Annotated in this window: 10 protein-coding genes; 4 read left to right on the top strand and 6 right to left on the bottom strand. The window is 61.2% G+C overall.

The window, feature by feature from the left end; translation table 11 throughout:
- Positions 1-277: 277 nt before the first annotated feature.
- The 5 genes from BW14_RS08020 to BW14_RS08000 all read right to left on the bottom strand — a co-directional run bounded on the left by BW14_RS08020 (position 278) and on the right by BW14_RS08000 (position 8,581).
- The gene (locus BW14_RS08020; RefSeq protein WP_140490053.1) at positions 278-1,216 is read right to left on the bottom strand and encodes an FAD:protein FMN transferase; all 939 of its coding nucleotides are present in this window, start codon (positions 1,214-1,216) and stop codon (positions 278-280) included.
- A 56-nt stretch (positions 1,217-1,272) separates the two neighbouring features.
- Positions 1,273-1,857 carry an FMN-binding protein gene (locus BW14_RS08015; RefSeq protein WP_140490051.1) on the bottom strand — a complete coding sequence of 195 codons (585 nt, stop codon included), beginning with the start codon at positions 1,855-1,857 and terminating at the stop codon, positions 1,273-1,275.
- Positions 1,858-4,179: 2,322 nt separating this feature from the next.
- Positions 4,180-4,995, bottom strand: coding sequence for a hypothetical protein (locus BW14_RS08010; protein ID WP_140490049.1), 816 nt, complete (start codon positions 4,993-4,995; stop codon positions 4,180-4,182).
- Positions 4,985-6,148: an NUDIX hydrolase gene (locus tag BW14_RS08005; RefSeq protein ID WP_140490047.1), complete on the bottom strand. Its 1,164-nt coding sequence runs from the start codon at positions 6,146-6,148 to the stop codon at positions 4,985-4,987. Before BW14_RS08005 ends, BW14_RS08010 begins: the two co-directional genes overlap by 11 nt.
- Positions 6,149-6,343: 195 nt before the next feature.
- On the bottom strand, positions 6,344-8,581 hold the full coding sequence (locus BW14_RS08000) for an RNA degradosome polyphosphate kinase (RefSeq protein WP_140490045.1): 2,238 nt from the start codon (positions 8,579-8,581) through the stop codon (positions 6,344-6,346).
- 785 nt (positions 8,582-9,366) lie between these two features.
- On the opposite strand from BW14_RS08000, the gene BW14_RS07995 reads away from it, so the two are divergent.
- Positions 9,367-10,680, top strand: coding sequence for a metallophosphoesterase (locus BW14_RS07995; RefSeq protein ID WP_140490043.1), 1,314 nt, complete (start codon positions 9,367-9,369; stop codon positions 10,678-10,680).
- A gap of 4 nt (positions 10,681-10,684) precedes the next feature.
- Here the strand turns inward: BW14_RS07995 and BW14_RS07990 are convergent, their stop codons facing one another.
- Positions 10,685-11,503, bottom strand: a complete 819-nt coding sequence (locus BW14_RS07990) for an IclR family transcriptional regulator (RefSeq protein WP_181162341.1) — start codon at positions 11,501-11,503, stop codon at positions 10,685-10,687.
- A 416-nt stretch (positions 11,504-11,919) separates the two neighbouring features.
- Between BW14_RS07990 and leuC the strand changes: the two genes are divergently transcribed.
- From leuC to BW14_RS07975, 3 genes are all read left to right on the top strand, one after another.
- Complete coding sequence (gene leuC, locus BW14_RS07985; protein WP_140490039.1) at positions 11,920-13,323, top strand: 3-isopropylmalate dehydratase large subunit; 1,404 nt, start codon at positions 11,920-11,922, stop codon at positions 13,321-13,323.
- An 84-nt stretch (positions 13,324-13,407) separates the two neighbouring features.
- On the top strand, positions 13,408-14,100 hold the full coding sequence (gene leuD, locus BW14_RS07980; protein ID WP_140490037.1) for a 3-isopropylmalate dehydratase small subunit: 693 nt from the start codon (positions 13,408-13,410) through the stop codon (positions 14,098-14,100).
- A 679-nt stretch (positions 14,101-14,779) separates the two neighbouring features.
- Positions 14,780-15,016, top strand: coding sequence for an LPXTG cell wall anchor domain-containing protein (locus tag BW14_RS07975; RefSeq protein WP_181162340.1), 237 nt, complete (start codon positions 14,780-14,782; stop codon positions 15,014-15,016).
- The last annotated feature ends 6 nt before the right edge of the window (positions 15,017-15,022 follow it).

Genomic DNA, 15,022 nt, shown 5'->3' with positions numbered 1-15,022 from the left:
CGGGTTCTGCGGTGGCGAGAGCCGGGCTGGTGAACGGGGTAGAGCGTGTGCGGCTTCCGTATGCGCGACGGGTGGCATTCCTGCCGTGGGTTCGTTCGGGCGGTGCTGGGCGGTGTTGTGCTGGGCGGTGTTGTTACCGCGCAGCACAACACAGCACGGCTGTATTCGCTCCGCTCGTATTTGCCCGGTTTGTATTCGCTTGGTTAGTATTCGCGCCGCCCGCAAGGTTGGTTACTGTGATTGTCGATTTCCATGGTTCTACGATTCCAGTGGCCTATTATGCTCCTGTTCGGGGCACGGCGTCGGCCGCGGTTTTGCCCGGCGCGAACTGCGTGATGCTGCCGTCCGCGCGGACCAGCACCGCATGGAGACTGGCCTGAGCGACCGGATTCTGGGTGATGATGTTGCGGAACGTGCGCTCGCCGGCGCTGATGGCGGCGGTGGCCCACATGTCCGCGAACGCGAGATGGTCGTCGACGATGGTGGCCTGTGCCAGGTCGTGCGCGCTGCGGGTGATGTGTTCGCCGCGTTTGCTGGTGCCGGAGGTGGCGACCGCGCCGTTGCGCAGGGTGATGGTCCGTAGGGTGGCGTTGGGGTTGGCGGGGTCCTGTACGCCGATGCGCCATACGAAATCGCTGGTATCGGCTACTGCGGTCTGGATGTCTCCGCCGCCTCCCAGCGCGGCGGCGTCGCATTGTCCGGACTTGATCAACGGCATGAGGAACCGTTCGTGCGCTCGTTCGATGGCCCAGCCTTTGACGATGCCGGTCGGGTCGTATTGGCCGGCGTGCATCGGATCGAAATGACCGCATGTGAGCTGCTTGGCCTGCTCGGCCAGCGCGTAGATTTGCGCGAATTCGGACTGGGGTACCGACTGTGATTCGGGCCGGGATTCGGATTGGGAATAGCGGGACTGAGCTGGGGCAGCGTGTCGGCTGTACGACGTCGACGCTGCGTAGTGGATACCGGACTGTGCCGAGGATGCTTTGCTTGTGGCGAGCATGGCCGACCAGTCGCCTCGTCGGGCTGCGGCAACCTGCGAATCGGCGCGGAACGGGGAGAACGTGGCATCCACGTGCCGCAGGAACGCGTCGATCTGCGGCGTGATCTCGTCGATGCATGTGGCGAGATAGGCGGCATCGCGGCTGTCGCTCGCCAGCTGGATGGTGAACGGGATGGTCATCGCGTGGATGACTCGGGCTTGGATGGTGGTCATGATCGGTGCTGTCCGTATGGGCTGTTGACTGTTGTTGGTTGTTGCTGGCTATTGGCTTATTCGGCGGCGTTCAGCGACTGGTTGATGGCGTCCTGCAGCGAATTGACGAAGGCAGTGGAGGTCTCGGTCGCTCCGGAGACGAACTGGATATCCGCGCTCTGCGCGCTGATCGCGCGTTCGGTGAGCATCGGGAGCGCCTGGGCGTTCACGGACTGTGAGCGGCCATGGGTCGGGGCTTTCACCGTGGTGATAGTGGTGATTTTCCCGCCCGCGACCGTGACCTGCAATTGGATTTCGCCATAGGCATTCGGACTGGCCACGCTGGTGTAGGTGCCGTCCTTCAGGGTGTTGGAGTCTGTGGATTTGGAGTCGGCGGAATCGGCGGAATCTGTGCCGGTGTCGCTGGAGTCAGTAGAATCGTTTGAATCAGCGCTGTTTGCGCTGTCGGAGCCGGTGGAGGACTCAGATTGGGCGTTGGCGCTGCTGCCGTTTCCGCTGGATGTCGTGCCGTTTGAGGCCAGGGCAGATCCTGTGGTTCCCGCCTGCTGTGCGAGGTGAGGCTTGATGAACAGCAGAAAAGCGTCGCCAATGATTGCCAGGCCGGCGAGCACGGCGATGGCGGTGCGTGTTACGGTTTTCATGGATGCTCCTCATGTGTTGTTCTCTTGCCCAGCGTTTCGACGGCGGTTCGGTCACGTATCCCACGGCTCCCCGGCCTACCGAGTCGGCTTGTGCGGCAGGCTCGAGGGGTGACGTTTTGGCTGCGTACTGCTGCGAAAGCACTGGTACTGACTGTCGGTGTTGTGCGCGTAATGCGCCGCGCTCGAATACCACAACCTCGATGACGCGTTGGAATTCCCCACATCGAAAATAACAAGCCGATGCTGGCGACGTCGTAAACGCATCCTGAGAATTCGCTGAAATACAGCCGTTTTGTGATGTAGCTCTCATCGCGCGGTTCCTGCCGCCCAACGCTCACCGCGCAGCTGAAGGGGGCGGCTGAACACGCAGCTGAAGGGGTGGGCGAGACGATTCTCTTGAATGCCGGTTCGCTGGCCGGGGCAGGATTGGCGGCGAAAAGGCAATGTCACTCCGGAGTTGTATTGCTTTTCCTCGGTTTCCCTGTCAGGACAGTACCGTAAGGCAAACAGCGGAACTGTCTGTAGGTGCTGTGCGAGCCGACAGGCTGCGCGTGTAGAGCGCGTCCGTGACTGCGGGACGGGCTGTCAGCGAAGCTGACTGGGGGGAGAGACGGAAGCCGGATCCCTCGGTTATTGGTGAGACGGACCAATAGGTTTGGTGCCGAACGGGTGAATCGATTGCATGGATCATCCGTATCCTCGGTCGATTGCTTGGCTGATCTGTCCCGATACGTGAAAACAGCCTCGAATATGGTCTCAGGGACAGATTCTCTTGTCCTTGAAATGCAATTCTGCGATATTCGGTCTTCAGGGACGGATTCTCTTGTCCCTGAAGCGGGATTCTGCGGCTCTTCGGGCTTCAGGGACGGGTTTCCGTGTCCCTGAAATGCGATTCAGCCATATTCGGGCTTTAGGGACGGTTTTTCGTGTCCCGGAAGCGTGATTATGCGGTATTTGAGTTTCCGGGACAGGTTTTGTGTGCCTGTGCCTGTGACGTGTGTGCGGCGGTGGCTGGGAATCCTTGGAATTCTGCCATTCTTTCTGGATGGTGATTGATGTGGTGCGGGAGGATCTGTCCCGGAACGACGAAACGGGTTGAATTGCTCTTCCGGGACAGGTTTTCGTGTCCCTGAAGCGCGATTATGCGGTATTCGGGTTTTCAGGGACAGGTTTTCGTGTCCCTGAAACGCGATTATGCGGTATTCGGGTTTTCAGGGACAGTCTCTCGTGTCCTTGAATCACGATTCTGCCGTTTTCGGGCTACAGAGACAGATTCTCGTGTCCCTGAGACGCGTTTACGTCGTATTTGAGTTTCCGGGACAGGTTTTGTGTGCCTGTACCCATGATGTGCGTGTGGTATGAACTGGAAATCCTTGGAATTCCGCCATTCTTTCTGAACGGTGCTTGGCGTGGCGTTGGAGGATCTGTCCCGGAACGGCGAAACGGGTTGAATTGCTCTTCCGGGACAGGTTTTCGTGTCCCTGAAGCGCGATTCAGCCGTATTCGGGCTTCCGGGACAGGTTTTCGTGTCCCTGAAGCGTGATTATTCGGTATTCAAGCTTCCGGGACGGATTCTTTTGTCTCTGAAGAGCGGTTCAGACGTTTTCGGGCTTCAGGGACAGGTTCTCTTGTCCTTGAAACGCGATTCTGCCGTTTTCAGGTTTTCAGGGACAGTCTCTCGTGTCCCTGAAGCGGAATTCTGCCGTATTCGGGCTTCCGGGGGCCGGTTTTGTGCGTTTGTGCCGCGCCTATGCCGCAAGTGGTGCATGGGATGCTGTCATGCGCAGGTGCCATGTGCCACACCAGCGCAATATCGCATTTGCAGCGCTGCGGCACAAGGTGCAACGCAAGCATCCACCATGTCGTCGCACTTAACGTACGTTAGCGTCCATCAGCGTACGTTTAGCGAGAAAAGACCTGAAGAAGAAGTGTGGGGCGTCGAACCGCGAAAGCGCCTGTCGGCGCAAGGGCCGCTCGCGGCGGCAAAAAATGGAGCCCGGGGCTTAAGCACGGCCCGACGCGGGTATCAGTATAGTTTGCGATGAACTGGGGCACGCCGGAACAGGCGGATATCAGCTGATGGCTGATGCCGAAGTGGTGGATTGGGTCTCTCCCTCAGTCGCGGGCCAAGCCCGTGACAGCTCCCTCATCAGAGGGAGCTCCGTTGCGGAGCTTTCGGTCATTTCCCTCGGCTTGACTGTCATTAAGCCCTCGCTTAGAAGCGCTCCCAGCATTTCTTTCAAAGCTCAGCACGTCAGAGGGCTGGTCTTTCCCTCAGCCGCGGTCCAAGTCCCTCGTCGGAGGGGAGAGATAAGCGAGCCGCTACTCCAGCCTGCCGCGACGCCAGAGGTGCGCGCCGTGCTCGAACGTGCGTGCGGTACTCATCAGGTTCGCACCGGTGTGCAGGAGCTTGGCCGCCTGTGCGCGTGCGGCCTGTTCGGCTTCGGGGGCGCTGCCGCCATTCGCTGTCGCGCGCTGCACACGCCGTCGCGCCTCGACACGCAAGCCCAGCGCCACTACATCGGTGAACGCCGCCGCGCGCTCCAGTGCCACGGCGAAATCGCCCACAAATGCACCAGAGAGAATCGAATCCGCCAATCGCACGATGTCATCCTCAGTGGGTGCCTGATCCACGCCGGCGATGGCGGAAGCCGTGGTGGCCACCGGCTCGCCGAGCCGCCAGAGCCGGGCAATGGAATCGCGGTTCGCGCGCATCCATGTGCGCAGCATGTACAGCCGCCAGAGCACGCCGGGCAGTGAATCAGGCTCGGCGTCGCTCCACAGCTCGGCGATCTCGTCCACGCCGACCGTCTCCACCAATGTCAGCACGCGATGCACCACTTCCGGATCCTCGCTGTGGCGCACACGGTCGAGCAGCGCCGCCGCGGAGAGATGGCTCATTTCGCTGATGGCCTGCGGATCCATGCCGCCTGCCAGTCCGTCGGCCACCGCCGGGTCAAGCTGTGCCGGGCGCGAGGGGCGTGAAGCACCCATCCGCACTGGTCCGAATGCGGCACCGGCTGCACGCAACGATCCGAATCCCGGGCCAAGTCCGGAGCCGCCATGTGCCGAAGCGTGAGCGGCGGCAGCGGCAGCGGACGAGTTCGAGGAATCGGGGTAAGCGGGTCTAGTAGACAAGCGGTTGCACCTTCTGAATATCGATGATGACCGGGCCATCCGGAGTACTGATCACGAACAATGCTATCGCGGTGCCGGTGGGCATGTATGGTGATTTCGCGATGAGCCGTCTGCCCAGCGCGGCCGGCCGGCACAGTTCGCGCAGATGCTGGAACATACCGCCGATGACCGGGCGATGCATGCAAATCGCCGTGCCTTGCTTACGCTCAAGCGCGAAATCGATCTCACTGAGCATGGACTCCCACGCGGCATCGGGATTGATGGCGAATGCGTCTTCCGTCATCTCGTCCAGTTTGACCATGTCGCTCTTGGTTTCCCACGCGAAATGCTCCAATGTCTGCTGGCAGCGCAGCCAAGGCGAAGTGGCGATGCGAATCGGATTGAAGCAGGCGAGCTCGGCGTTGAGCGCGAAGGCGGCCGCCGCGCCACGCGGTGTGATCGGGCGATTGGCGTCCGTGCCTTTCCATAGTTTGCGGGTCTCTGCCTTGCCATGTCGCACGATGATCACCGGCTGGGAGTCGAGTGCGCCCTCCTGCACGCGGTCGACGAACAAGGCCAGAATGTCCTTATCCGTCGAATGCGTCAGACGTTTGCGCGCTTCGACCGGCGTCAGCCAGAGCATCTGGTCGATTTCGCCCTCATCGGCACGGTGGACCGGCCCGAAGGCGTGCGTGCGTCGCAGATTATCCACCGGGCTGATGACCTTGGCCATCCAGAACATCACATGTTTGCCGGTACCGGACAGATTCCTGGTATGCCGCTGGACGCATCCCTCTTCGGACTGTGGATAGGTGATATCGCCCAGATACGGGCCAAGCGCCACTGGCAGGCCGGTTTCCTCGCCCATCTCGCGCACGGCGGCGTGGCGGTGGGATTCGTTCGGATCGAGCTTGCCCTTGGGCCAGCTCCAGTCGTCATACTTCGGCCGGTGCACGACGCACAGTTCGATATGGCCAAGTACGTTGTGCGAAGCATCCGAAAGGATTTGCGGGTCTATGGCTTCGCGGGTGTCGTGGGTCGTCCTCGGCTCCGGTCGCCCCTGTGTGTGTTCTGGAGTATTGTGCGTTGCTGTATCGGAATTCTCGGCGGTCTTCCACCGGTAGATGATGCCACCGGCGGCTTCTACGACATGCCTCATGCTGTTGCTACCCATCACTGGTCATTGTAGGGCAAAAACAGCTGCCGCTACGTAGTTTGTGCTGGCGATACGACGATGCCCGGTTCCCACATCGTATGGGAACCGGGCATCGTCATATCACCTGTGTCGCAATCCACTGTACCAGTGTTTTGCGTGAGCGTTCACAAGCGCGCTGTCTGCATCCGTATCAGCGTGCACGATTGTTCGCAATCAGCTGTGCGCGCCGCGGCTGCGGGAATGCTTGCGGATCAGGTACTCCTGGCTGTCCACCAGCGGACGGCCTTCGTCGTCCTTGGTGTGCAGCACATAGGTGCCATCCGGCTGCATGTGCCAGCTGACCGTGGAATCGGCCATCTGCAGATCCACGTACTTGATGAGCTCGTCGATCTGCTCCGGGGCGGTGATGCGCACCAGAGCCTCCACGCGACGGTCGAGGTTGCGATGCATCAGATCGGCGGAGCCGATGTACACCTCGGGGCCGGAAGCCGGGCCTTCGCCGATCTGCGGGCCGTCAGCGTTGCAGAAGGCGTAGATGCGGGAGTGCTCAAGGAAGCGGCCGAGGATCGAACGCACGCGGATGTTCTCGGACAGGCCGGGAACGCCGGGCTTCAGGGCGCAGATGCCGCGCTCGACGATGTCGATCTTCACGCCGGCCTGAGAGGCGCGGTACAGGGCATCGATGGTCTTCTCGTCCACGATGGAGTTGACCTTGATCTTGATCCAGGCTTCCTTGCCGGCGCGGGCGGCATCCTCCTCGCGGCGGATGCGCTGGATGAGACCGGTGCGGATGGTGCGCGGGGCGACCAGCAGACGGTGGAAGCTGGACTTCGGCGCGTAGCCGGACAGCTGGTTGAACAGGCGGGTTAGGTCCTGGCCGACCACCGGATCGCAGGTCAGCAGACCGAAATCGGTGTAGATACGTGCGGTCTTCGGGTTGTAGTTACCGGTGCCCACGTGGCAGTAGCGACGCAGGCCGTCGGCCTCCTGACGCACCACTTCGATGAGCTTGCAGTGGGTCTTGAGGCCCACGATGCCATACACCACGTGCACGCCGGCGCGTTCGAGCTTGCGGGCCCACGCGATGTTGGCATCCTCGTCGAAGCGAGCCTTGATCTCGACCAGGGCCAGCACCTGCTTGCCGGCGTGTGCGGCGTCGATCAGTGCGTCGATGATCGGTGAGTTGGAGCTGGTCCGGTAGAGCGTCTGCTTGATAGCCAGGACCTTAGGATCTGCAGCAGCCTGTGCCAGAAAGGCCTGCACAGAGGTGGAGAAGGAGTCGTAGGGGTGATGCAGCAGGATGTCACGCTCGCGGATGGCGGCGAAGATGTCCTGTGCGCGGGACGACTCGACTTCTGCGATCTGGCGGTTCGTGGTCGGCACGAACGGGCGGTTCTTCAGGTCGGGGCGATCGACGCCACCGAGCTCGAAGAGCACGGTCAGATCCAGAGGGCTGGGCAGACGGTACACCTCGTCCTGGCTCACGCCGAGCTGGTCGGCGAGCAGCTGGGAGAGGAACGGGCTGGTGTCGTCGGTGATCTCGAGGCGGATCGGCGGTCCGAAGCGACGGCGCAGCAGTTCCTTCTCCATGGCGTTGAGCAGGTTCTCGGCGTCATCCTCTTCCACGTCGATGTCCTCGTTGCGGGTCACGCGGAAGGAGCGGGCCTCCTTGATGATCATGCCCGGAAACAGGGATTCGAGGTGGGCGGCGATGAGCTTCTCCATGGTGATGAAGCCGTAGCGCTCGTCCTTGGACTCCTCGTCGGTCATGTCGTCGACCGGCACGAGGCGCGGCAGGTTGCCCGGGATCTTGACGCGGGCGAAGTGGGACTTGCCGGATGACGGGTTCTCCACGATTACAGCAAGGTTGATGGAGCCGCCGGAGATGTAGGGGAACGGGTGGGCAGGGTCCACCGCGAGCGGGGTCAGCACGGGGAAGACCTGCTGACGGTAGTAGCGGGAAAGGCGCTCCTGCTCGGAGGGGGTGAGCTTGTCCCAGCTCAGCAGGACGATGTGCTCTTTCTCCAGCTCGGGCAGGATCGTGTCGATGGTGTAGTGCGCATGCTCGTTCTGGAGACGATGCGCGGTTTCGCTGATGGCGCGCAGCAGCTGGCGCGGGCTCAGGCCGGCTGCGGACGGCACTGCGATGCCGGAGTCGATGCGGCGCTTCAGGCCGGCCACGCGAACCATGAAGAACTCGTCAAGGTTCGAGGCGAAGATGGCGGAAAAGTTGGCGCGTTCGAGCAGCGGCACATCTTCATCTTCTGCTAGCTCGAGCACGCGCTGGTTGAACTTGAGCCAGCTCAGTTCGCGGTCGAAGAAGCGATCCTCGGGCAGCGGGGCTTCGCCTTCCTTATCGACGCGGCGGTCATTCTTGTCAGTCTCGGCAATGTGCTCTGCGATTTGGCTTCGCAGAATTGCCTTTGAGGGTGCGTCAAATATTTGTGCCATAGCTTATATCGTAGGCTTTGGCGTGGCCGTATACGGGGGTTACTCGCGAGAGTTCAGACTCCGTTCATATTGGTGTCGCAGACGCGGGCGCCGGATGGGTGCTGGGCGGCTGTTTGTGGTCGGTCGATTGCCGGCAGTTGGTTAAGGTTCATTAGTGGTCAGTTTGCAGTTCGTGGACGGTTTGCGAACGGTTGGTTGGAAGGTTTATGGACGGTTGGTTGGCGGTTTATGGGTGATTGGATGGTTGGAAGACGGCGGTCGGGCGATATGTCTTGCCGGTGGTTGGGCGACACGCCGACGGCGGCTCTGGAAGGAACGAAAGCGAACATTGTACGGGTTCGAACCGCACTCAACCATTCGTTTGCCGGCGTTGAGCCTGTGCGAATGAACAGTTGTGATAAAAATCGAACATCCGCGATGCGCGGCTTGCGGCATCGGTGATGCGCGAATACATTATGAGGTACAAGGAAAACAGAACAGAGCAGAGCCCACAAATAGTGTATGGTCACGAGGACTGTTACGTTGGACGGGCATTGGAAAGACTTACCGTTGCAACGATGATGTTGTGCAGAGATTCTGCTCTACGCTGTGGAACTTGTAGAAAAGGCCCGCTCCGGCGGGCCTTTTTCTTTGCCTGCCTTGTACGGGGGATGGGGCCCTTCCTCGGTGTGTTGGCGGTATCGCGCTGGGTGACCGTCAATGATGGGAATTCTCGCGCAATGGATAATCTTGGGACCCGAGAAACCACGGGCCCGGTATTGGGCGTGCATGTGTACAGTGGAGGCATGACGGAAACACAGCGAACGCCTGAAGGTTTCAAACCTCGTATCAAACCGGCCGATGCCGATGATGGCCGTCCGGTTTCCATTTCCGCGCGTCTGGGCAGACTGCAGTTCCATACATCCGGCAAATTCCGCGTTCTGCAGGTGGCGGATATCCAGGATGGGGCGAAAATCGCCAAAGACACGGTATCGTTGCTGGCGGCGAGCGTCGACGCCACGCGACCTGACCTGGTGGTGTTCTCGGGCAACCAGATCGCCGGATTCGGCCCGGACTTCGCGGGGTCGTTCAAGAAGCGGCGCTGGAGTAAGGAGCCCATCAGCCGTAGTGCGATGGACAAGACGCGCAAGCTGGTGCGCGGCGCGATTGCACAGTTCGTCGCGCCGCTCGAGGAGCGCAAGGTGCCGTGGGTGGTGACCTACGGCAACCATGATTTCCAATGCGGCCTCGACAATGAGGAATTGGAGGCGATCTACCGCGAATTCCCCGGCTGCGTGAACGCGGCCGATACATTGCTGCCTGACCAGACCATATATACATGTGAACCCGGTACCTTGGCGCTGCCGGTGCGAGATGTGTCCGATACCCGCAATGTGCTGGGTTTGGTGATTGTGAATTCCGGTGATTATGCCCGTGGCGGTGGCTTTGGCGCACCGTCCGCCCGGGCGTTGGACTTTCTGCGGCGGGTGCCATCATTGTTGAGTGATGGCGGCGGCGAGGCGGCTGCCGGGTCGCCATCATCGGCGCCGGGCGCGTCCGCGAATGCGCCGGTGCGGTCGATGGTGTTCCAGCACATGCCGCTGCCGGAGTACTACCACGTGCTCAAGCCGGTGCCGTCGAACACGGCATACGCCATGCAGGGGTATCGCGATCATGCTGATACCTATTACATCCTCGACGAGCAGTGCACTCAGCCCGGCGGATATCTGGGGGAGGGCATCTCCTGCCCGGACCGGTCGGAGGAGTTCGCGGTTCTGCGGCAGAACGATGGCTACTTCGCGGTGGCCGCGGGCCATGACCATCGCAATGGGTTCGTGGGCGACTATCAGGGACTGATGCTGATCGCCACGCCCACCTGCGGATTCAACACCTACGGTCCCGCGCCCGGCAAGCGCGCCACGAGACTGATTGAATTCGATGTGCGTCACCCCTATGAGCCGCGTACGCAGTTGCTGGAATTCGAGGAGCTGGTGGGCAAGCCCAGCTCCAAGCGGGCGTACACCTATGCGCTGAACCAATCGGCTCCAGGTGAGGGCGAAGGCGACGATCTGCTACGCAAGCCGTCGCTCTGGATCCGCCTGATTGGTTTGTTCAACTAGTGGTCTATCGGACTGCTTTGACCAGCGCTTCGGTGAGGTACTTGCCGGCGGCCATCACCAGCGGGGCGTAACGGCGACCCGGCGCGGCACCCATACGGCCAGTAGGCCCGGAGATGGAAATCGCGGCGATGACCTGGCCGGAGGCGTTGCGGATCGGGGCGGAGATTGAGCACACGCCCTCCTCTCGTTCGTTCACCGATTCGGACCATCCGCGCTTGCGCACGGCGGCGAGCTTCGTGGCGGTGAACTTGGCATGGCGCAGGCCTTGGTGGAGGCGTTCGGAATCCTCCCACGCGAGCAGGATCTGGGCTGCGGAGCCGGCCTCCATCGAAAGCATGGCGCCCACCGGGATGGAGTCGCGCAGACCGGACATGCGTTCCACTGCGGCGATGCAGACGCGCTGATCGCCCTGACGACGATAGATCTGAGCGGATTCACCGGTGCGGTCGAGCAGCGTCTGCAGAATCGGGCCTGCCGCGGTGAGCAGACGATCCTCGCCTGCCGCTGCGGCGAGCTCGGCAAAACGGGAACCCAGTACGAAACGTCCATGCTGGTCACGCAGTACGAAACGATGGCGTTCGAGCGCGATAGCCAGACGATGCGCGGTCGGGCGGGCCAATCCAGTGGCGGCCACGAGCTGGCCGAGCGTGGACGGTCCGGATTCGAGCGCGTCGAGAATCTTCACGGTTTTGTCAAGTACCCCGACGCCGGAGTGGATTTCTCCGTCATCCGATGCGGATGGGGTGGCGACTGCCGGAGCGCTGTCAAGTGTTTCGGTCACGGCAGGGTCGGTTGCTAATGGTTCTTCTTGGGAATCAGTCATAATATACGCGATTATGCCATCTCACATTGTGAAATGGCAAATCAAGGAAGTGTCTCACGAGGTGATCACCGGTGAAGCGGGCATCCGTGGATGGGGAATCGTTGTGCGCGCTCACAATCAAGTCATCGCCCGAGCCGTCTCCGACGCAACTCAGAATGGCCTTGGACATGCCGCCGCATAGATGCTGGCTGGCACCGTGTCGATGGCTCGCGCGCCGCGAGATTGCCGCGGTATTGCCCCGGTATTGCCGCAACATGATGGTGCAATCACCGTCTGACTGCCGGAGCGCCATCTGCGAGGCGTCGCTATCTCAGTATCCGGCCTGAGTGAAGCCGCGCCTCACCTGACCACATAGGCTTATACCACGAACAAGGCGCGAATACAATACCTCGCGCGGAATTTTTTGGAGGAACACTATGGGAACGACACTGGCCGAGAAGGTCTGGGCCGATCATCTGGTGCGCAAGGGCGGCGACGGCGCTCCCGATCTGCTGTACATCGATTTGATGCTCATGCACGAAGTCACCAGCCCGCAGGCGTTTGAAGGCTTGCGTCTGGCCGGCCGTAAGCCGCGTCACGTCGATCAGCTCATCGCCACCGAGGATCACAACACCCCAACCGTTGACATTGATCGCCCGAATCCGGACAAGACGAGCGCCCTGCAGCTGAGCACGTTGGAGAAGAACTGCAAGGAATTCGGCGTGCGACTGCATCCGCTGGGCGACGCCGATCAGGGCATCGTGCACGCGTTCGCGCCGATCCTGGGCTTGACCCAGCCGGGCATGACCATCGTGTGCGGTGACTCGCACACCTCCACCCATGGCGCATTCGGTGCATTGGCGTTCGGCATCGGCACGTCCGAGGTGGAACATGTGATGGCCACGCAGACCTTGAGCCTGAAGCCGTTCAAGACCATGGCCATCAACGTCAACGGCAAGCTGCCGGCCGACGCCACCGCCAAGGACATCATCCTGGCCATCATCGCCAAGATCGGCACCGGCGGCGGCCAGGGCTACGTGATCGAATACCGTGGTGAGGCGATTCGCGACCTCACGATGGATGAGCGCATGACCGTGTGCAACATGTCCATCGAGGCTGGTGCCCGCGCCGGCATGATCGCCCCCGACGAGACCACGTTCGAATACCTGAAGGGCCGTCCGCACGCGCCCGAAGGCGAGATGTGGGACAAGGCCGTGGCGTATTGGAAGACGCTCAAGACCGATGACGACGCCGTGTTCGACAAGGTGGTGGATATCGACGCCACCAAGCTCGGCCCCTATGTGACGTGGGGTACCAACCCCGGTCAGGGTCTGCCGATCACCGCCGACGTGCCGGACCCCGCCACAATCGCGGATGCCACCGAGCGTTCCGCCGCCGAGCGCGCGATCAAATACATGGGACTCAAGCCCGGCATGCCAATCAAGGACATCGCCGTGGACACTGTGTTCATCGGTTCGTGCACGAACGGCCGCATCGACGACCTGCGTCAGGCCGCCGCGATCATGAAGGGCCATCACAAGGCGAAGAACATCCACCGCGTGCTCGTGGTGCCGGCGTCCTCCCGCGTCCGCCTTGAGGCGGAGAAGGAAGGTCTTGACAAGGTGTTCAAGGACTTCGGCGCCGAATGGCGCAACGCCGGATGCTCGATGTGCCTCGGTATGAACCCGGACAAGCTGGTGCCGGACGAACGCTCGATTTCGACGTCGAACCGCAACTTCGAAGGTCGTCAGGGCAAGGGTTCGCGCACGCATCTGGCCTCTCCGGCCGTGGCCGCAGCCACTGCCATCCGCGGTACGATCTCCTCTCCCGCCGATCTCTGATTCATCAACTATTACGTATTGGCTCCCTCTGCGAAGGGGGCTCCCGGCAACGCCGGGTGGGGGAGAGACCCCGAAAGGACAATTATGGAAAAACTCACTACGTTGACCGGCGTAGGCGTGCCGCTGCGCCGCTCCAATGTGGACACCGACCAGATCATTCCGGCCGTGTTCCTCAAGCGCGTGACCAAGTCCGGTTTCGAGGATGCGCTGTTCTACGCATGGCGTCGCGATCCGAACTTCGTGCTCAATAAGCCGGAGTACGCCGGCAAAGGGCAGATTCTGGTGGCCGGTCCTGAATTCGGCATCGGCTCCTCCCGTGAGCACGCGGTGTGGGCGCTGCATGATTATGGGTTCCGCGTGGTGATTGCGCCGAGCTTCGCCGATATTTTCTATGGCAACACCGCCAAAAACGGCGTGCTGGCAGCAATCATGCCGCAGGAATCCGTCGAGCTGCTGTGGAAGCTCCTCGAGGAGGAGCCCGGCCGTGAAATGACCGTTTCGCTGGAGACCCGTACCGTGACCTGCGGCGACGTGACCCTCCCGTTTGAGGTGAACGACTACACCCGCTGGCGTCTGATGAACGGCTACGACGACATCGATCTGACGCTGCAGCACGAGGACGACATCGCCGCCTATGAGAAGATGCGCGCCGAAAAGTTCCCCTTCAAGCCCAAGACCATCCCCGCCAAGCACTGGCCCGAAGAGCAGATTCAATCCGCCCGCGAGCCCGAAGAGGATAATTGGGCAGGCCCGTTGGCTGATCGAGGCATTATCTGAGCCGAGCCGTTAAGCGGACAGTCCGGTGGACTGTCCGTAGGCGAGGCCTGAGCGAGACGATAGTCGAACGAAGGTAGGCTTGCGTCTCGCGTAAGCGAGTCTGTTATTGCTGTTGGCGATCAGCCTGCTGAGAGTCCGGTGGGCTCTCAGCAGGGCCTGCGCCGAGCTGTGGCAGCAGCTCGGCCAATACTGAGTCTCGCCGTAGGCGAGTCATTAATTGCCGGACCAGGCCCGTTGGCTGATCGCGGCATCATTTAGCCGCGATTTCTTTGGGCTCCCCTTGTCAGGGGAGCTGTCGGTGAAACCGACTGAGGGGTAGTCTGCGAGCAGATGTTCTAGTTTGTTGATGAAGACTACCCCTCAGGCCTGCTTTGCAGGCCAGCTCCCCTGACAAGGGGAGCCTGCGCATATCGTGTTGAATGCACGTTGTCTGCAAGCATCTTTTCCGTTGGCTGATCGAGGCGTTTTTGCCTCGATCAGTCTGCTTCTTAAGCCTCTCCGCCTACGTAGCCTCTGCGCAATGCCCCCTTGCAATAACACGCATGGGGGCTTTATTGTGTTTTTCCCCTCCCCCCCCCTATACTGGATATCTGTTATACGCAATTGTGCGTGACGGGCGATGATGCTTGGTGCGACACATGGAACATGGGGGTATGAGGTGAGGAAGCCGATACGTGGGTTGACCAAAATGCTGAGCGCGGTGCTGTCCGTATTGGCGAGCGTCGTTGCGCTGTTTGGCGCGATGCCGGCCTACGCGGCGGATGGTGCGGTCGCGCAGGCCCCTGTACAACAAGTGCTGGCGGCCACAGGAACGAATATCGCAAGCGTTGTGGTGGTGGTTATCGTTCTGTTGGCGTTGGCGGCACTGTTCTTCATGTTGTCGAAGCGTCAGCGGCCTAGGCAGCGCAAACGATAGAAACGA

The sequence above is a fragment of the Bifidobacterium sp. UTBIF-68 genome (assembly GCF_006408855.1).
Lineage (GTDB): Bacteria > Actinomycetota > Actinomycetes > Actinomycetales > Bifidobacteriaceae > Bifidobacterium > Bifidobacterium reuteri.
This window is presented reverse-complemented; position numbering and strand designations above follow the sequence as displayed.

Bases quoted from the DNA above. Each gene is read 5' to 3' on its own strand.
- BW14_RS08020 (WP_140490053.1), bottom strand. From the start codon at position 1,216: ATGACCACCATCCAAGCCCGAGTCATCCACGCGATGACCATCCCGTTC.
- BW14_RS08015 (WP_140490051.1), bottom strand. From the start codon at position 1,857: ATGAAAACCGTAACACGCACCGCCATCGCCGTGCTCGCCGGCCTGGCA.
- BW14_RS08005 (WP_140490047.1), bottom strand. From the start codon at position 6,148: ATGGGTAGCAACAGCATGAGGCATGTCGTAGAAGCCGCCGGTGGCATC.
- BW14_RS08000 (WP_140490045.1), bottom strand. From the start codon at position 8,581: ATGGCACAAATATTTGACGCACCCTCAAAGGCAATTCTGCGAAGCCAA.
- BW14_RS07995 (WP_140490043.1), top strand. From the start codon at position 9,367: ATGACGGAAACACAGCGAACGCCTGAAGGTTTCAAACCTCGTATCAAA.
- BW14_RS07990 (WP_181162341.1), bottom strand. From the start codon at position 11,503: ATGACTGATTCCCAAGAAGAACCATTAGCAACCGACCCTGCCGTGACC.
- leuC (WP_140490039.1), top strand. From the start codon at position 11,920: ATGGGAACGACACTGGCCGAGAAGGTCTGGGCCGATCATCTGGTGCGC.
- leuD (WP_140490037.1), top strand. From the start codon at position 13,408: ATGGAAAAACTCACTACGTTGACCGGCGTAGGCGTGCCGCTGCGCCGC.